We start from the raw sequence: 19158 nt of genomic DNA on the forward strand, positions 1-19158 counted from the left end.
CTTTGGCCATGGTGCGTGCGCTGAACAAAATGACGAAGGCAGGTATGCCAGAAAGTGTACGTATCGGCTGAGAGCCGGAGCTGTTACAGGGGAAACTCGCCTCAAATCTGATTTATTCAACAAAGCCACTCAGACCATCAACCAACCTCTATGAAAGCAAATTCTGGGATGCCCGGTAAGTAATAACACCACCGGGCACCAGGTTTAACGCCCCGCGACTTTTCCGCGTTTTTTATTTGCCGCCGGGGTCTGACGCTGATGCGCCACTGGCGTGTGCTTGGTCAGTGCCGGACGCGTATGTCGGTTCTGCCGACGCGCTTCTCGCATTTCTTCGAGTGTCGGTGATGGCACCAGACATTCACGGCGTCCGCCGATCAAATGCTTTTTACCCATAGCTTCCAGCGCCAGACGAATCATCGGCCAGTTCGCCGGATCGTGATAGCGCAGCAGCGCTTTGTGCAGACGACGCTGTTTGTCGCCCTTCGGCACCACGATATCTTCACTCTTATAACCAATCTTACTCAACGGGTTTTTGCCGGTGTAATACATGGTGGTCGAATTGGCGAGCGGCGATGGATAGAAGTTCTGCACCTGATCGAGACGGAAGCGGTTCTTCTTCAGCCACAGCGCCAGGTTAACCATATCTTCATCAGTGGTACCCGGGTGCGCAGAAATGAAATAAGGGATCAGATACTGCTCTTTCCCGGCCTGTTTCGAATAGGTGTCAAACAGCTCTTTAAAGCGGTCATAACTTCCCATTCCCGGCTTCATCATCTTCGACAGCGGGCCTTCTTCAGTATGCTCTGGGGCAATCTTCAGATAACCGCCGACGTGATGCGTTGCCAGCTCTTTGATGTAGCGCGGATCTTCTACCGCGATGTCATAGCGCACGCCGGAAGCGATGAGGATCTTTTTAACACCGTCCAGCTCGCGGGCGCGGCGATACAGATTGATCGTCGGCTCGTGGTTGGTGTCCATGTGCTTACAGATATCCGGGTAAACACAGGAAAGGCGGCGACAGGTCTGCTCGGCACGCGGTGATTTGCAGCGCAGCATGTACATGTTGGCGGTCGGGCCACCAAGATCGGAAATAATGCCGGTAAACCCAGGCACGGTGTCGCGAATGGCTTCGATCTCGTTGATGATCGAATCTTCGGAACGGCTCTGAATAATGCGCCCTTCATGCTCGGTTATTGAACAGAAGGAACAACCACCAAAGCAGCCGCGCATGATGTTGATCGAGAAGCGGATCATATCGTAAGCCGGGATGCGGCTGTCACCGTACGCCGGATGCGGGATACGCTGGTAAGGCAGCGCAAATACGCTGTCCATCTCTTCAGTAGAAAGTGGGATAGCCGGTGGGTTCAGCCAGATGTAGCGATCGCCATGTTTTTGCATCAGCGCGCGGGCACAGCCCGGGTTGGTTTCATGATGCAGAATACGTGAGGCGTGCGCATACAGCACTTTGTCGCCCTTCACTTTCTCGTAAGAAGGTAGCAGCACGTAGGTTTTTTCCCACGGCTTTGGCTTCGGCGGCTGCACGGTAATAGCTTTGGCTTCTGCCTTTTTCGGCACAACAGGTTTGTTGTCGGCGCACGGTAAATCTTCACCGTAAGGATGCGGGATCGGGTCGATTTTGCCCGGCATATCGAGGCGGGTGGAATCAACGCCGCTCCAGCCTGGCAGAGCCTCTTTCACCATGATCGCGGTGTTACGCACGTCGCGAATATCAGACACCTGCTCGCCCATTGAGAGGCGATGCGCAACCTCCACCAGCGGTCGTTCACCATTGCCAAAAATCAGCATGTCGGCTTTGGAATCCACCAGCACCGAACGACGCACGGTGTCAGACCAGTAATCGTAATGCGCGGAGCGACGCAGGCTCGCTTCGATCCCGCCAAGGATAACCGGCACGTCTTTCCAGGCTTCTTTACAGCGTTGGGTGTAAACCAGGGTGGCACGATCCGGGCGTTTGCCCGCGACGTTATCTGGCGTATACGCATCGTCGTGACGCAGTTTACGGTCGGCGGTATAGCGGTTAATCATGGAATCCATGTTGCCCGCGGTGACGCCAAAGAACAGATTCGGTTTGCCCAGACGCATGAAGTCGTCTTTACTGTTCCAGTCTGGCTGGGCGATTATCCCTACGCGGAAGCCCTGCGCTTCCAGCATGCGTCCGCAGATGGCCATCCCGAAGCTCGGGTGATCGACGTACGCATCGCCCGTCACCATGATGATGTCGCAGCTATCCCAGCCAAGTTGATCCATCTCTTCCCGAGACATCGGTAAAAATGGCGCGGGGCCAAAACAGGCCGCCCAATACTGCGGCCAGGAGAAGAGGGAGCGATCCGGTTGGATCAGGGAAATTGCGCTCATAGTGCTTCCGGGTGGTTAAAAAGGGTGCAAAAGGCGGGGATTATACGCTGAATAGTGTCAGAAAATGAAGGGGAACTTCGACGAGAGGCACGGCTGGTTAATCCTTTCCCCTCACCCTCTCCCAAAAGGGGCGAGGGGTATAAGGGCAAATGCTTCGATTTCTCCCTCTCCCTTTTAGGAGAGGGTCGGGATGAGGGTTGAGCCTTACGGCACAGGATTCACCAGCATCTGGCCAATCGATCCGCGGTCGGCAAGTTCCAGCGTCTGGCTGGCAAACTGGAACGGGAAATGAGCCCACGACGGCTGGCCGTAATACACCAACAGCTCAACCTGACCGTCTACCCATACCGTATCTTTCCAGCCGCGATCTTCCGGGAATGGCATCGCGCCGTTCACGTTGCGGATCTGGAACATCACGCCTTCAATATGGAACGATTGCGGGCTATCGGCGCGAAGCGTCCAGCGCTCCCACGATCCCTGCTGTGCCGTGACGTCAATACGCTGTGGATCCCACAGCTGACCGTTGATGCCCGGATCGTCGCCGAGAGTAAAGTCACGGGTGCGGATCGGCGTGCCGGTCATGATTTCTTCCGGTAGCAGGCGCATCGGTAGACTGTCGGTGACCAGCGGCAACAGGCCGGTCGGGCGCAGTGTCAGCACAAGGGCCGACACCAGAATGCTCGACGGCTCGAAGAAGCCGCGAATGCGGTCCACAATGCCAGCCGCTTCACCGCAGGTGATCGACACTTCGTCCCCGTTGGTCATGTCGACCAGAATTTCACGGCGCTCGCCCGGCGCCAGCGACAGCTGCTTCACTGAAACGGGTGCAGGCAGGAAGCCCTGATCGCCGGAAATCACGTGCAGCGCGCGACCGTCGCTCATTTGCAGCAAGTAACGGCGAGAATTTGACGCGTTCAGCAAACGCAATCGCACCCAACCGCGAGACACTTCGACATACGGGCTTTGCGCACCGTTAACCATCAGCGTATCGCCGACAAATCCTCCGCTGCCCGGTTCGCTGTACTCCGCCGCACCGAAATTATCGAGACGCTTGTCCTGAATAATGACCGGGAAATCGTCCACGCCGTAGTGGTTCGGAATAGGTAAGGATTTACTCACATCATCTTCAATCAGCCACATGCCCGCAAGGCCGTTATAGACCTGCTCTGCCGTATGGTTCGGCGTATTGGCCTGATACCACAAGGTGGCGGCGTTCTGACGAATAGGCAGCACCGGAGCCCAATCCGCATTCGGCGACATCATGCGCGCTGCGCCGCCAATCAGCGGGCCAGGCACCTGCAGACCACGGATGGTCATCGCCACGTTTTCCGTCAGACGGTTACTGTAAATCAGTTTGACGTCATCGCCATTCCACACGCGAATAGTCGGCCCGAGATAGCGCCCATTTATGCCCCAGACCGGTGCACGCGTGCCCTGGGTAAAAGACCAGTGCGCACGTTGTAGGGTTAAAAACAGAGGCTGTCCACGACGGGATTCAAGCAGTGGAGGAACTGGCAACGCTGGCTGCTGGCCTGCCGCATTTGCCCTCAGCGGCGCTGCGCCAGCACAAAGCGCTACTCCTGATGCCTGAATAAATTGACGCCGACTGAGTGACATATTAACTCCATGAAACTGACTATAAAACAGAGGGAAACCGTTCCCAAACAGTGCTCACTTGCGACGGCGCCATGGCGTAAACGGCATAGCGGCTCGCAGTGACGCTTATTTTTTCTTTTTCGCCGCTTCGCGTTCGGCAACTTCCAGGTCAAGCTCGGCGATTTTCGCTTTCATGACTTCACGGCAATGCGTGGCAAGTTCACGTACCTGATCTTTACCCCAGTTGCTGGTATCAATAGGTTGCAGCATTTCGACGATCACCAGGCCATTATTCAGACGATTCAGGTTAATTTTATTCGAGGTATTGGACACGCACACCGGGATAATCGGCACTCCGGCGGCAATCGCCGCATGAAACGCACCGGTTTTAAACGGCAACAGGCCACGACCACGACTGCGAGTTCCTTCCGGGAACATCCAGAATGAAATCTTACGCTCTTTGAACGCATTGACCACTTCGGCAATGGTGCCGTGTGCTTTTGAGCGGTTGTTACGGTCGATCAGCAGGTTGCCAGTCAGCCAGTACAGCAGGCCGAAAAAAGGAACCCATAACAGGCTTTTCTTTCCGACAGTAACCGTCGGCGGGACGACGATAGTCGCCGCCGTCACCATGTCGTAGTTATTTTGATGGTTGCCGATATAAATGGCATTGCCAAAGTTTTCATACCCTTCCGGCAGACGTTTTTCGACTTTCAGGCCCAAAACCGGGGCCATCCGGCCAAACAAATGGCCAAACGTCGCAACGTGCTTCGGATTACGTGGGCTAAACAGACAATAAACACAGCCAAGAATGCATACCAGAATGCAATAAATGACGACGATGATTGCGCGAAAAATCAATAGCATAGCTACCTCTGAAATCCTGACCGCTTAGAATTATATACCGGTCAGGGGATGTGACTTGCAGAACCCTTATTAAGGTATTGTTAATCGCAACGCACGAATTAACAACGGTTTGCCGCAAATTTTACAGCCCCTTCCGGAGAGAAGGGGCAACGGGATTACTCTTCGCTGTTGCCCGCGCCAGGACTGGCACGCAGTGGAGAATCAATGTCGATCCGATCGATTTTTTGCAGGCCGCGCATCAGCGTGCCGCGACGACCGCGTTCGCCAGTGACTTTCTGCAGTTCTTCCGGACGCAGTTTGATTTTCCGCTTACCCACGTGAATAGTCAGCGTACTCTGCGGTGGCAGGATGTAGAGATGCGCCAGGCCATCAGCGCCCTTCGCGGCGTCTGCGGACGGAATGCCGATGATCTTATTGCCCTTACCTTTCGACAACTGCGGCAAATCACTCAGTGGGAACATCAGCATGCGGCCCGCCTGGGTAATCGCAAGAAGCATGTCTGACGCGTCCTCAATTACCAGCGGCGGCATTACCTGCGCATTTTCTGGCAGCGTGATGAGTGCTTTACCTGCGCGGTTACGCGCCACTAAATCATTGAAGGTACAGACGAAACCGTAACCGGCGTCGGACGCCATCAGCAGTTTTTGATCGTCGTTTTCCATCAGCATATGATTGACGATCGCACCCGGCGGCAGCGTCAGCTTACCGGTCAGTGGCTCGCCCTGTCCGCGCGCAGACGGCATCGAAATAGGATCGACGGCATAGCTGCGTCCGGTGGTATCAATAAACACCACCGGCTGGTTGCTCTTGCCCTTCGCCGACGCTTTCCAGCTGTCGCCCGCTTTGTAGCTCAGTCCCTTCGCATCGATGTCGTGGCCTTTGGCGCTACGCACCCAGCCGCTCTGCGACAGCACAATCGTGACCGGCTCAGACGGCAGCATGTCGTGTTCGTTCATGGCCTTCGCTTCTTCGCGCTCGCGCAGCGGAGAACGGCGATCGTCGCCAAACGCTTCGGCATCAGCCTGCAACTCTTTCTTCAGCAGGTTGCTCATCTTACGCTCGGACGCAAGGATCGATTGAATGTGATCGCGCTCTTTTTCGAGGTCGTTTTGCTCACCGCGAATTTTTACCTCTTCCAGCTTGGCGAGGTGGCGTAATTTCAGTTCGAGGATCGCTTCAGCCTGGGTTTCGCTGATGCCAAAGCGCGACATCAGCGCCGGTTTCGGCTCATCTTCATGACGAATGATTTCGATGACTTCGTCAATATTGAGGAACGCCACCAGCAAACCTTCAAGGATATGCAGGCGCTTGAGCACTTTCTCCAGACGGTAGTTCAGGCGACGGCTGACGGTATCGCGACGGAAGGCCAGCCATTCGGTGAGGATCTCCAGCAGGTTTTTCACCTGTGGACGGTTATCCAGACCGATCATGTTCATGTTAATGCGGTAGCTTTTTTCCAGATCGGTGGTGGCAAACAGATGGTTCATCACCTGTTCCATATCCACACGGTTGGAGCGCGGCACAATAACCAGACGGGTTGGGTTTTCGTGATCGGATTCGTCGCGCAGATCGTCGACCATCGGCAGCTTTTTATTGCGCATCTGGCTGGCGATTTGCTCCAGCACGCGTGCGCCGGATACCTGATGCGGCAGCGCGGTAATGACCACCGCGCCGTCTTCTTTCTTCCACACCGCACGCATACGCACGGAACCGCGACCGGTCTGGTAAATTTTACGGATATCGGCGCGAGGCGTGATGATTTCGGCTTCAGTCGGATAATCCGGGCCCTGCACGATATCGAGCAGTTGGTCGAGGGTCGTTTTCGGCTGTTCAATCAGCGTAATCGCCGCTTTCGCAACTTCACGAACGTTATGCGGCGGAATATCCGTCGCCATCCCCACCGCAATCCCGGTGGTGCCGTTCAGCAGAATATTTGGCAGACGCGCAGGTAACATGCGCGGCTCTTGCAGCGTGCCATCGAAGTTTGGCAGCCAGTCAACGGTGCCCTGCCCCAGCTCGCCCAGCAGCAATTCGGCATACTTCGAGAGGCGGGATTCGGTATAACGCATGGCGGCGAAGGACTTCGGATCGTCCGGCGCCCCCCAGTTCCCTTGGCCGTCGACCAGCGGGTAACGATAGGAGAACGGCTGTGCCATCAGCACCATCGCTTCATAACAGGCGCTGTCGCCGTGCGGGTGATATTTACCCAGCACGTCACCGACCGTACGGGCGGATTTCTTGAATTTGGCGCTGGCGCTCAGCCCCAGCTCAGACATTGCATAAACAATGCGGCGCTGAACCGGTTTCAGGCCGTCGCCGATAAACGGTAATGCGCGGTCCATGATGACGTACATGGAGTAGTCAAGGTACGCTTTTTCCGTAAACTCATGTAGCGCAAGGCGCTCTGCCATATCGCTCATTAACTGTGATTCCTCAACGATTTCACCCGGCCATAAAGGGGGCAATATTGCCGCAGATAGTACCTTATCTGGCGCGCTGAGTCACAGGGGATAAGCAGCACCGCCGCAGAAGCAGCGGTACGAGGGGTTATTTGCTGACTTTGTTGATTTGCTTCACGTCGATTTCTACTGAGTTCCAGTCTTTATCGACTTCACCCTGAATCTCTACCACGTCCTGCGGAGTGACGGTCACACCGTTCCAGCGTTTGTGGTCGATATCCACGTTCACCGTGCCGGTGGAATCTTTGAAGGTATAGAGGTCATCGGAAATACGCTCTACGATATTCCCACGCAGCGTGACCCATGCGTCATCGCGCATAGATTTGGCCTTTTCGACGGTGGTGACACTACCGTTTGGCCCGATAAACCCGCCGTTCTGGCTGGTCTGGGCCGCTGTCGGGGCCGCACCTGGACCCGAAAAACCGCCCTGAGTATTCGCCGCAAACACCGGGGCTGACATCATGGCCACAATGGCCGCCATCGCTAATGTCTTTTTCATCACAATCTCTCCTTTTGAGTGGACTCTGAGACCCATTAAACAGCACAAAACTTAACGACTTCTTAAGGTGCAAAAAGATTATTTTTTGCTGTACAGCACCGCCTCGCGCGGGTTTACTGGCGTTTAATGTCGGGTAAAACGGGGCAAAAGGATGCGAATTTTACTGGTAGAAGACGATAAGCTGATTGGCGACGGTCTGAAGGCCGGGCTGGTTAAAATGGGCTTTACGCTCGACTGGTTTACGCGTGGCGAAGAAGGCAAAGCGGCGCTGTTTACCGCGCCCTATGACGCGGTGATCCTGGATTTGACGCTGCCGGGCATCGACGGACTGGAAATCCTGCGTGAATGGCGCGCCGACGGACGCAAAGAGCCGGTGCTGATCCTCACCGCCCGCGACGCGCTCGCCCAGCGTGTAGAAGGCCTGCGCTCGGGTGCCGACGATTACCTGTGCAAGCCGTTCGCCCTGATTGAAGTCGCCGCCCGGCTTGAGGCGCTGATTCGTCGCGTACACGGCCAGGCCAGCAACGCGCTGTGCCACGGTGCGGTGACGCTCAATCCCGACAGCCTGACTGCCTTTCTGAACGACGATCCACTGACGCTCAAACCGAAAGAGTTCGCGCTGCTCGAACTGCTGATGCGCAACGCTGGACGCGTTCTGCCGCGAAAACTTATCGAAGAGAAACTGTATAACTGGGACGACGACGTCTCCAGCAACGCCGTGGAAGTTCACGTCCACCATTTGCGCCGCAAGCTCGGCACCCCGTTTATCCGTACGGTACACGGTATCGGCTACACTCTGGGCGAACAATAAATGAGATTTCTGCGTCACATGAGCCTGCATCTTCGCCTGACACTGCTGTTTATCGTGCTGACGCTGGTGGCCTGGAGTTGCGCCAGCTTTATCGCCTGGCAGCAAACCACCCATAAGCTCGATAAGCTGTTTGATACCCAGCAAATGCTGTTCGCCAAGCGTCTGAGCGCGATGGATTTCAACGAACTGCACGTCACATCGCCACAACTGCGCACCAAAAAGAAGATTAAGCACGGGCATCTCGACGACGACGCGCTGGCGTTCGCCATTTTTACCATCGACGGACGGATGGTGCTGAACGACGGCGATAACGGGCAGGACATTCCCTACATCTATCGCCGCGAAGGTTTCGACGACGGGCGCATTAATAATGACGACGACGAATGGCGTTTATTGTGGATAACCACCGCCGATGAAAAATACCGGATCGTAGTCGGCCAGGAGTGGGATTACCGTCAGGAAATGGCGCTGGATATCATCACCTCGCAGCTCGCACCGTGGCTGGTGGCGCTACCGCTGATGGTGCTGCTGCTTATACTGCTGCTTAGCCGAGAACTCGCGCCGCTGAAAAAACTGACCCGTACCCTGCGCAGCCGCACGCCCGGTTCAGATGAACAGCTCGATACCACCGGCGTGCCGGGCGAAGTCCGTCCGCTGGTTGATGCCTTGAACCAGTTGTTTATCCGCTCGCATGAGATGATTATCCGCGAGCGACGTTTCACTTCCGATGCCGCCCACGAACTGCGCAGCCCTCTCACCGCCTTGAAGGTGCAAACGGAGGTGGCGCAGATGTCGATGGACGATCCGCAAAGCCGGGAGAAAGCACTGTCGCAGCTGCATTTTGGTATCGACCGGGCCACGCGTCTGGTGGAACAATTGCTCACGCTGTCGCGCCTGGATTCCCTCGCCGGGCTGGATGATGTCGAGCAGATTTCGCTGGCTGATCTGCTGCAATCGGCGGTGATGGATATTTATCACCCGGCGCACCAGGCGGGCATTGAGCTGCGCTTGCATGTGAATGCGCCTGACGTGACGCGCAAAGGCCAGGCGCTGCTGTTAAGTCTGCTGGTACGCAACCTGTTGGATAACGCCGTGCGGTACAGTCCGCGCGGCAGCACGGTAGATGTAACGCTCGACACCCATAACTTTACCGTACGTGATAACGGGCCAGGAATTAGCGCCGACGCCCTCGCCCGCATTGGCGAGCGTTTTTATCGCCCCCCAGGGCAGGATGAACCCGGCAGCGGCCTCGGGTTATCCATCGTGCAGCGCATCGCCGCCCTGCATCAGATGACCATTGTTTTCAGCAATGCCCCGGAAAGTGGGTTCGTCGCCCGCGTAAACTGGTAATACCATTATTGCTATAATCGCAAAAGACTTTGCACATTTTGCTAATTTCATCGTCTCGTTGCCGGCGTTACACTATCGGCAAACTTCCTTTCAAAGGCATTACGATGAGCAAGATCCTGATTATCAACGGCGGTAAAAAATTCGGTCATTCCAACGGCCAGCTGAACGACACCATGACCGAGGTCGCGGATGGGTTCCTGCGCGACGCCGGGCATGAAGTCCGTGTTGTTCGCGCCGACAGCGATTACGACGTGAAAGCAGAAGTGCAAAACTTCCTGTGGGCCGACACCATTATCTGGCAGATGCCAGGCTGGTGGATGGGTGCGCCGTGGACCGTGAAAAAATACATCGACGACGTGTTCACCGAAGGCCACGGCTCACTGTACGCCAGTGACGGTCGTACCCGTTCTGACGCCAGCAAAAAATACGGCTCCGGTGGCCTGATTCAGGGCAAAACCTACATGCTTTCCCTGACCTGGAACGCACCAATGGAAGCGTTCACTGAGAAAGATCAGTTCTTCCATGGCGTCGGCGTGGACGGGGCTTACTTGCCGTTCCACAAAGCCAACCAGTTTCTGGGGATGGACGCGTTGCCGACCTTTATCGCCAATGACGTAATCAAAATGCCTGACGTTCCGCGTTATGTCGCAGAATATCGCAAGCATCTTGCCGAGATTTTTGGTTAACTGACGGTCTGCATAAAAAGGAGTACGACTATCATGTTAACTGTAATTGCTGAGATCCGTACCCGTCCTGGCCAGCATCACCGTCAGGCCGTACTGGATCAGTTCGCGAAAATTATCCCAACCGTGCTGAAAGAAGAAGGCTGCCACGGCTACGCGCCAATGGTAGACAATGCCGCAGGCGTGAGCTTCCAGGCGACTGCACCGGATTCCATCACCATGGTTGAGCTGTGGGAAACCGTGGCGCATCTCGAAGCGCATCTGCAAACTCCGCACATGAAAGCGTGGAGCGAAGCCGTCAAAGGCGACGTGCTGGAAAGCCACATCCGCATTCTGGAACCCGCGCTGTAATTTCTTCCCGAATAAAATCTAAAAGCCGGATAACGCCTTATTAACGTTGTCCGGCTTTTTTGTTCGTGGGTTTTGGGTCGAGAGTAAGCATGGTGTAGGTTGATTGTATGACATGTGAAATGAGGGGGCGGATTAGTAACAGGAACGGATATTGCCTGCGTGAAATTCTTGCCGATTCACAAAAAATAAACCTTTATATTAGTGCGTGTTTATTTGCACTGAGTAAACAAGTGGCTTTTTTTTGCACAAATGCAACGCTGTTTTGTGTATACCAAATAACGGCATCGACCTTGCTTAATCAATATAAAAAGAAAGTATTTTTTAACCAGTTGATTTTAATGAATTAAAAAACTGGTGAAATGATTGCATCAATAAGAGCCCTGGAGCATATATAAATAGCACAGTAACTAAATTATAATTCTTAAACATCCGGTTGATATACGAGGTCAAAATGCGGTTAATTGTCATGCTGTTAAGCTTTGCGCTCGCCACACAGGTCTGGGCAGGTGAACTTGCGAAACCTACCGGTAAAGTCCTTTTAACGCTGTCTGGTCATATCGAAAATACCAATGAAGGTGGAAAAGCCGTTTTTGATCTCGCCAGCCTTGAGAAACTGGGTATGGTCAGCTTTCAGACCGCTTCTCCCTGGTATGATGGCCGCACGACCTTTACGGGTATTCCACTGCAAAAGCTCATGGATTATGTCGGGGCGAAAGGGTCTGTCGTTAAGGTCACTGCGCTCAATGACTACACCACCGAAATCCCCCTCAATGATTTTAAAAAATACAACGTTATCCTTGCGTTAAAAATCAACGGGGAATATATGCGTATCCGTGATAAAGGCCCGTTGTTTGTTGTTTACCCCTATGACAGCATGCCTGAGCTGAATAATCAGATTTATTATTCAAGGTCAGCCTGGCAGGTCAGCAGAATGAATATTGAGTAAGGGGTCAAAAGACCAACATGAACAGAATTCTGGCTGGCATCATTTTTTTCCTTTTTATATCTACCGCGTATATCTCTTTCCTTGTGCATGAAAGGCAACAAGAGTTACAGAAACTGACTCACTACGCCGCGTCGTGGTCTGCTGCGCAGATGGTATCAGAATATTACCGGTTCGAATCGTTGCTTGGTCTTTACACTATCGATGAGACGATGACGCTGGATGATGTGCGTATGCGTCTCGACATTATGCTCAGCCAGAGTGATTTAATGAAAGAAGGTGACCTGAGGAATTACATAGAAAGTAATAAAGCCCATCATGCACTGGCTCTACAGCTTGAAAAGACACTGGAGTATCTGGATATTCATCTTGAGAAAATGAACCGCTCAGAACTCCAGGCATACCTGAAAAAAATGCAGACGCTTGATGCACAACTGGGGCGACTGTCGTCCGGCGCTTTAGACAAGGATATCAACTCGATAAATGACGCCAACCTCAAAATTAAAACCCTGTACTATATTTACTCAGCGACATCTGTATTGCTGATAATAATGAGTGCGATACTTGGCGTACTGATATTTTATCAAAACAGAAATATTCTGAAGGCTCATCTTCAGGTACAGAGTCTGGCTGAAGCTCTGCAGGAATCTAAAGAAAAACTGCAAATCCAGAATGCCAGGTTAGAGTATGACGTCTACCATGACTCTCTGACAGAGATGAATAACCGTCAGTTTTTTTGGGGGAATTTAAATGAAACCATCGAGAACGCCGTAAAAAGCAATGATTCTGTGAATGTGATGTTGTTTGATTTAGATCGATTCAAAGAGGTCAATGATACGTATGGTCATGATGTCGGTGATATGTTATTACGCCAGATATCACACCGTCTTATTTCGATGGGCCTGACTTCCGATACGCTTTATCGTTTAGGCGGGGATGAGTTTGCGTTTCTCTCGAGTGGCCTGACGGAAAGCAGTGCCGTTTCACGAGCCCAAAATATATGCGATGCGATCAACCAACCTTATACTATTTATAATACGATTATTAATATCACCACCAGTGTCGGCATTGTCATCTCAGACACTGAACGCCGCTCCGACTATCTCTATAAATTTGCCGATCTGGCCCTTTATGAAGCCAAAAAAGAGGGCACGGGTAAGATAAAAGTCTTCCGGCAATGGATGTTAGAAAAGCTGCAAGAAAGCAGAACCCTTGAGCATGATATGGCACTGGCGTTAGTGAATAAGGAATTCGTTGTTTACTATCAACCTATTGTCGATTCTTTCAGTCAGGAAATTTACAGCTATGAAGCCCTTATTCGTTGGATACATCCTCTGAAGGGCCTCCTGTCGCCGGACAGCTTTATTCCTGTGGCTGAAAAAACAGGGATGATTAACGAGATGGGGAAATCGGTGCTTGAAATGGCCTGCCGGGAAGCCGCTTCCTGGGTGATTCCGGCTAAAATTTCAGTCAATGTCTCTCCTGTCCAGTTAAGCAGCAAAGCCTTTGCCGGAATAGTGCAGTCCATTCTGAATGAAACGGGACTTCCCGCAGAGCGTCTTGAACTGGAAGTGACTGAATCCTCACTGTTTACTGAGAGCACAACGCCGATGAATACGCTTAACAGGATGCGGGCTCTCGGGGTGAAAATATCCATCGATGATTTTGGTACCGGTTATTCTTCTCTTTCGCGCCTCAGCAGGCTTGCCTTCGATAAAATAAAAATAGACAAGTCCTTTGTGCAGTCGATATCGACACAGGAAGACGCCCTTAATATCATCAGGCTCATCACCGGCATGGCAAAATCCCTCAATATGAAGGCCATTGCAGAAGGTGTTGAAACACAGGAACAGTTAGAAAGCCTTCAGTTGCTGGGCTGTGATTTCATACAAGGCTATCTGTTTGGTAAACCTCAGCCTTATATAGATGCGAAAATCAGAAACGGCTAAAAGAAGCTCTACAAGACGTCTGGCGCATCACGCATTGCGTTCCTCTGAAAGGTGCAGTATGCCATCACTCAACTCTTGTAACTCATTGATCAGTCTTGCCACATGGAAACCATCGCACACGGAATGATGTACCTGGACGGCGAGTGGCAACAATATTTTTCCATCTTGTAGGTAGTATTTTCCAAGCGTGAACATCGGGGCAAAAAAGTTCTGCATGTTAGCAACGTTGACATTAAAACTGGTAAAACTTACCCAAGGAATAGCCGATACGAAAAATATATTTTCCGGAGACTCCCCCTTAGGCCAATAAGAAAGGTTATTACCATAGCGTGCAACGTCTTCTGAATAAACGCCCTGGAAGTGATGAATATTGCCATCGTAGTGACTCCATAATGATGAAAAGGTCTCCGTTTCATTATGGAAAATGGTATAGCTTGGATGAATATCCTTCCATATAACAAGCTCATCGTTTTTCATGGCCATACGGAACTCCGCATGGCTGTTTACGACTTTAGAAAGGAGGAAAATAATAGTAGGGTAAAATTTCCAGCCAACTTCCCTTATATATTTTAGCAGCGCGGTAATATCGACCAGGACAGTTTGGTTAAATGTACTTTGAGCAAATGACTGGAATACCTCAAAATGCTCCTTCCTTGCCCAACGAGATAAGTCAACAGGTGTATATTCCAGGATTGTTTTTCCCATTTTTTAACCTTTGATTAAAATTATAGTTCAGATGTTAGCCTACGTTTTTATGGACGGCTGTCTGGCAAAGTTTTTTCATGTTTAACGTCCACTTCTTGCTCATAACGGACAATTTTCAAGTACCAAAAATACCACTACAAATTAAACAACACTCTCATCTCGCTCTCAACCATCAATGTAGCCCTCCCCGCCACCACAGGCAATACATCAGGCGAATAGAAAGCCACAATCAATTGATTTACATGATGTAACTATCTAAAAGCACTTACATTCCGCACCTGCAAAATCAGGTGCCGACTTGTCCTCCTGAATCTACGTCGAGCCCCTCCCCGGCCCTCAACCTTTATTCAAGTGTGACCTGGGGTAGATGTTTGCGGTGGGTTTGAAAACCCCGAGATGGGGTGGCCCGCGACGTTAAATTCGTTTACCATGGCGCTATTCACTGTATAAAAAAACAGGTTTATTCCTATGACGCTCACGTTGACCGCCGAAAAAATTGAAAGAAACCGCTTCACTGGGCTGAAAGTTGAAAACAGCACGTTTCATAACTGTGATTTCTCCGGGGCAGACCTTACCAGCACTGAGTTTATCGGCTGTCAGTTTTATGAACGCGAAAGTCAAAAAGGATGTAATTTCAGCCGCGCTATTTTGAAAGATGCGATGTTCAAAGACTGTGATTTATCTATGGCGGATTTCAGGAACGCCAGCGCGCTGGGTATCGAAATTCGTGGCTGTCGCGCGCAAGGTTCAGATTTTCGCGGCACGAGTTTTATGAATATGATCACCACACGCACCTGGTTTTGTAGCGCCTATATCACTAACACCAACCTTAGCTACGCCAATTTATCGAAGGCCGTGCTGGAGAAGTGTGAACTGTGGGAAAACCGTTGGGTTGGAACGCAGACGCTTGGCGCAACGTTCAGTGGTTCAGACCTCTCCGGAGGGGAGTTTTCCTCGTTTGATTGGCGTGCTGCTAACGTGACACATTGCGATCTGACCAACTCAGAATTGGGTGATTTAGACGTGCGAGGCGTTGATTTACAAGGCGTCAAACTGGATAGCTATCAGGTGTCACTGATAATGGAGAGGCTTGGGGTCGCGATTATTGGCTAGCCCAACCATTTTCAGCAAAAAGCCCGGTGGCGCAAAGGCTTACCGGGCCTGCAACAGGCATAAAAAAAACCGGCGCATTCGCCGGTTTTTTTATGCCGCCAATCAGACTCAGGCTTCCAGATCCGCCATGTCGCCTTTTTCCTGCAGCCAGTTACGGCGGTCTTCGGAACGTTTTTTGGCGAGCAGCATGTCCATCATCGCGTCAGTCTTTTGCTCTGATTCATCGTCGATATACAGCTGCACCAAACGGCGTGTGTTTGGATCGAGCGTCGTTTCACGCAGCTGGAGTGGGTTCATTTCACCCAGACCTTTAAAGCGCTGGACGTTCGGTTTGCCTTTTTTGCGTTTCAGCTGGTCCAGAACGCCTTCTTTTTCCTGCTCGTCGAGTGCGTAAAAGACCTCTTTGCCGAGGTCGATACGATACAGCGGCGGCATGGCGACGTAGACATGTCCGGCTTTAACAACGTGACGGAAGTGTTTCACGAACAGCGCACACAGCAGCGTGGCGATGTGCAGACCATCGGAGTCCGCATCCGCGAGGATACAGATCTTGCCGTAACGCAACTGGCTAAGATCATCGCTGTCCGGATCGATGCCGATCGCCACGGAAATGTCGTGCACTTCCTGCGAGGCCAGCACTTCATCGGACGACACTTCCCAGGTGTTGAGGATCTTACCCTTCAGCGGCATGATCGCCTGATATTCGCGGTCGCGCGCCTGTTTGGCAGAACCGCCCGCCGAGTCCCCTTCTACAAGGAACAGCTCGGTGCGGTTGAGATCCTGCGCGGTACAGTCGGCCAGTTTGCCCGGCAGCGCAGGGCCGCTGGTCAGTTTCTTACGCACCACTTTTTTAGCGGCACGCAGACGGCGCTGTGCGCTGGAAACGGCCATTTCGGCGAGCATTTCTGCCGCCTGGACGTTCTGGTTCAGCCACAGACTGAAAGCATCTTTCACTACGCCTGACACGAATGCCGCACACTGACGAGAAGAGAGACGCTCTTTGGTCTGCCCGGCAAACTGCGGATCCTGCATTTTCACCGACAGCACGTAAGCGCAGCGATCCCAGATATCTTCCGCCGAAAGCTTCACGCCGCGCGGCAGAATGTTGCGGTATTCACAGAACTCGCGCATGGCGTCGAGCAATCCCTGACGCAGACCGTTGACGTGCGTGCCGCCCTGCATGGTTGGGATCAGGTTGACGTAGCTTTCAGTCAGCAGCTCACCGCCTTCCGGCAGCCACAGCAGCGCCCAGTCCACCACTTCGGTGTCACCGGCAAAGCTGCCCACGAACGGCTTTTCTGGCAGCAGCGGCAGGCCGTTGACGGCTTCGCACAGATAGTCATTCAGACCGTCGGCATAGCACCACGTCTGCTCACTGTTGTTCACTTTGTCTTTGAAGACGATTTCTACGCCGGGGCACAGAACCGCTTTTGCTTTCAGCAGATGCGACAGACGGGATACGGAGAAACGTGGGCTGTCGAAGAAGCTTTCATCCGGCCAGAAATGGACGCTGGTGCCGGTGTTACGTTTACCGACCGTGCCGGTAACGTGCAGGTCTTCCACTTTTTCGCCGTTTTCAAAGGCCATGGTGTAAATCTGTCCGTCACGACGAACGTTCACTTCCACGCGTTTTGACAGGGCGTTAACCACCGAAATCCCTACGCCGTGCAGGCCGCCAGAGAACTGGTAGTTTTTATTGGAAAATTTACCGCCGGCATGCAGACGACAGAAGATAAGTTCTATCGCCGGAACACCCTCTTCCGGGTGAATATCGACCGGCATACCGCGACCGTCGTCGATAACTTCCAGCGACTGATCGGCATGTAAAATAACTTCCACGCGCTTGGCATGGCCCGCCAGTGCCTCATCCACACTGTTATCAATAACTTCCTGACCCAAATGGTTAGGACGAGTGGTATCGGTGTACATCCCTGGGCGGCGGCGAACCGGCTCAAGCCCGGTGAGTACCTCAATGGCATCAGCGTTGTAAGAAGATTGCGTCATGGTTTTTTCACGAGTAGTTAGGGCCGATTAACGCAGCCCCAGAAAATCGATAATCTGTGTGAAATGATCTTCAAAGCCGATAAAGGCATGATTCCCGCCCTCCTCGACTGTTTGACGGCAGGAGGCGTAGTAATCAACTGCCTGGCGATAATCGAGCACTTCATCACCCGTCTGCTGTAGCAACCAGAGCAAATCCGGGGCTTCGAGCGGGTCAATTTGCATCACTTTCAGATCGTAAATATGGCGTGACTCTAGCACATATTGTTCCCCGGTGTAGGGATTCTCATTGTGACCGAGATAGCCGGAGAGGAGCTCAAACGGACGCACTGCCGGATTGACGACCACAGCAGGCAGCATGAAACATTGCGACAGCCAGGTGCCGTAATAGCCACCCAGTGACGAGCCCACAATGCCCAGCGGTTCACCGCCGTGTTGCAGGACAAGTTTCTCCAATAGTTCCGCGGCTTCTGCCGGAAATGCCGGCAGCTGTGGGGTGACCATCTCAATGTCCGGATGGTTTTCGGCAAGCCACGACTTCATTGCCGTTGCCTTCGCCGAACGCGGTGAGCTGTTAAACCCGTGGAGATAAAGAAGCGTAGACATCAGTATCCTTCTGAAGCGGTGTCCGGGCGGAACTCCGCGCCATCCAGGCGGCAAACTTCGGTGGTAAGCGTGCCATCAGCATGCAATTCCAGCCAGCGCCAGCCTGGGGCAATGGTATCCAGCGTAAAGTTCGCGCAGTGCGGTTTGAACTGTACACAGGTGGACGGCGTGGCCATCATGCGACGCCCGTTCCAGTCAACGTCCATTTCCTGGTGGATATGGCCGCAGAGTAAATTTTTCACCCGAGGGAAACGCATTAATACACGATCGAGCGCACCAGCATTACGCAGGCTGTGCTGATCGAGCCAGCTGCACCCGGCCGGAAGCGGATGATGATGCAGCAGCAATAGCGTGAAACGCTCGGGGGTTTCGGTGAGACGCTGTTCCAGCCATTCGAGCTGAAACTCGCTTAATTCGCCGTGTGGGACGCCGAAAACCTGGCTGTCGAGCATCAAGACTTGCCAGTGCTCGCCTGCGAAAACGCGTTTTACCGGGGATATTCCGGCGTCCTGCAACGCGCTATACATGGCAGGCTGAAAATCGTGGTTACCGGGTAACCAGACGCAGGGCGCGTCGAAGCCCGCGATACCTTCAGCAAAGTGCTGATAAGCCGCAGACGAGTGATCCTGTGCTAAATCTCCGGTGGCGACCACGAGATCGCATTCACGCTGCGAGGCGCGGATGGCCGCCAGAACGGCCTGGTAACTATCCCAGGTGTTCACCCCTAACAACGTTTCATGCTTTTCAGCAAACAGGTGAGTATCAGTAATTTGTAAGACTCTGACCCTGGCCTCACCAGCCAGTGAGAGATTTAACAGGCTTTCCAAATGGTGTCCTTTGGTTTCACGA

General features: G+C 52.7%; 16 protein-coding genes. 7 read left to right on the top strand and 9 right to left on the bottom strand.

From position 1 onward, the window contains the following. Positions 1-204: 204 nt before the first annotated feature. From MUU46_RS06365 to MUU46_RS06385, 5 genes are all read right to left on the bottom strand, one after another. Entirely contained in the window at positions 205-2376 is a 2172-nt protein-coding gene (locus tag MUU46_RS06365) for a YgiQ family radical SAM protein (RefSeq protein ID WP_258965118.1), read from the bottom strand. Between the two features lie 204 nt (positions 2377-2580). After that, on the bottom strand, positions 2581-3993 hold the full coding sequence (gene ftsP / locus MUU46_RS06370) for a cell division protein FtsP (protein ID WP_159759914.1): 1413 nt from the start codon (positions 3991-3993) through the stop codon (positions 2581-2583). A 105-nt stretch (positions 3994-4098) separates the two neighbouring features. Further along, the gene (locus MUU46_RS06375; RefSeq protein ID WP_159759916.1) at positions 4099-4839 is read right to left on the bottom strand and encodes a 1-acylglycerol-3-phosphate O-acyltransferase; all 741 of its coding nucleotides are present in this window, start codon (positions 4837-4839) and stop codon (positions 4099-4101) included. A gap of 155 nt (positions 4840-4994) precedes the next feature. Then, positions 4995-7259 (bottom strand): DNA topoisomerase IV subunit A, encoded by a 2265-nt coding sequence (parC, locus tag MUU46_RS06380; protein WP_159759918.1) that lies wholly within the window; start codon positions 7257-7259, stop codon positions 4995-4997. A gap of 127 nt (positions 7260-7386) precedes the next feature. Then, positions 7387-7797 (bottom strand): YgiW/YdeI family stress tolerance OB fold protein, encoded by a 411-nt coding sequence (locus MUU46_RS06385; protein WP_159759920.1) that lies wholly within the window; start codon positions 7795-7797, stop codon positions 7387-7389. 151 nt (positions 7798-7948) lie between these two features. Between MUU46_RS06385 and qseB the strand changes: the two genes are divergently transcribed. From qseB to MUU46_RS06415, 6 genes are all read left to right on the top strand, one after another. After that, positions 7949-8608, top strand: a complete 660-nt coding sequence (gene qseB, locus MUU46_RS06390; RefSeq protein ID WP_258965119.1) for a quorum sensing response regulator transcription factor QseB — start codon at positions 7949-7951, stop codon at positions 8606-8608. Further along, positions 8609-9958 (top strand): quorum sensing histidine kinase QseC, encoded by a 1350-nt coding sequence (gene qseC / locus MUU46_RS06395; protein WP_258965120.1) that lies wholly within the window; start codon positions 8609-8611, stop codon positions 9956-9958. 104 nt (positions 9959-10062) lie between these two features. Further along, positions 10063-10644 (top strand): NAD(P)H-dependent oxidoreductase, encoded by a 582-nt coding sequence (locus MUU46_RS06400; protein ID WP_258965121.1) that lies wholly within the window; start codon positions 10063-10065, stop codon positions 10642-10644. A 33-nt stretch (positions 10645-10677) separates the two neighbouring features. Beyond that, on the top strand, positions 10678-10992 hold the full coding sequence (locus MUU46_RS06405; protein WP_159759928.1) for a putative quinol monooxygenase: 315 nt from the start codon (positions 10678-10680) through the stop codon (positions 10990-10992). 451 nt (positions 10993-11443) lie between these two features. Continuing rightward, positions 11444-11938, top strand: a complete 495-nt coding sequence (locus MUU46_RS06410) for a putative pterin-binding protein (RefSeq protein WP_159759930.1) — start codon at positions 11444-11446, stop codon at positions 11936-11938. 17 nt (positions 11939-11955) lie between these two features. Continuing rightward, the gene (locus tag MUU46_RS06415) at positions 11956-13884 is read left to right on the top strand and encodes a putative bifunctional diguanylate cyclase/phosphodiesterase (RefSeq protein WP_258965122.1); all 1929 of its coding nucleotides are present in this window, start codon (positions 11956-11958) and stop codon (positions 13882-13884) included. Between the two features lie 27 nt (positions 13885-13911). Here the strand turns inward: MUU46_RS06415 and catA are convergent, their stop codons facing one another. Continuing rightward, entirely contained in the window at positions 13912-14589 is a 678-nt protein-coding gene (catA, locus tag MUU46_RS06420; RefSeq protein ID WP_258965123.1) for a type A chloramphenicol O-acetyltransferase, read from the bottom strand. 468 nt (positions 14590-15057) lie between these two features. Between catA and MUU46_RS06425 the strand changes: the two genes are divergently transcribed. Next, positions 15058-15702, top strand: coding sequence for a Qnr family pentapeptide repeat protein (locus tag MUU46_RS06425; protein WP_159759936.1), 645 nt, complete (start codon positions 15058-15060; stop codon positions 15700-15702). Between the two features lie 108 nt (positions 15703-15810). Here the strand turns inward: MUU46_RS06425 and parE are convergent, their stop codons facing one another. Genes parE through cpdA form a run of 3 tightly spaced genes read right to left on the bottom strand, consistent with a single transcriptional unit; the run spans position 15811 to position 19136 of the window. Further along, a complete protein-coding gene (gene parE, locus MUU46_RS06430) occupies positions 15811-17706 on the bottom strand; it encodes a DNA topoisomerase IV subunit B (RefSeq protein ID WP_159759938.1) in 1896 nt (631 codons plus the stop codon). A 27-nt stretch (positions 17707-17733) separates the two neighbouring features. Beyond that, complete coding sequence (gene yqiA, locus MUU46_RS06435; protein WP_159759940.1) at positions 17734-18309, bottom strand: esterase YqiA; 576 nt, start codon at positions 18307-18309, stop codon at positions 17734-17736. Continuing rightward, on the bottom strand, positions 18309-19136 hold the full coding sequence (cpdA, locus tag MUU46_RS06440) for a 3',5'-cyclic-AMP phosphodiesterase (RefSeq protein ID WP_258965124.1): 828 nt from the start codon (positions 19134-19136) through the stop codon (positions 18309-18311). Before cpdA ends, yqiA begins: the two co-directional genes overlap by 1 nt. Positions 19137-19158 lie beyond the last annotated feature (22 nt).

The organism is Scandinavium tedordense, assembly GCF_024764965.1.
Lineage (GTDB): Bacteria > Pseudomonadota > Gammaproteobacteria > Enterobacterales > Enterobacteriaceae > Scandinavium > Scandinavium tedordense.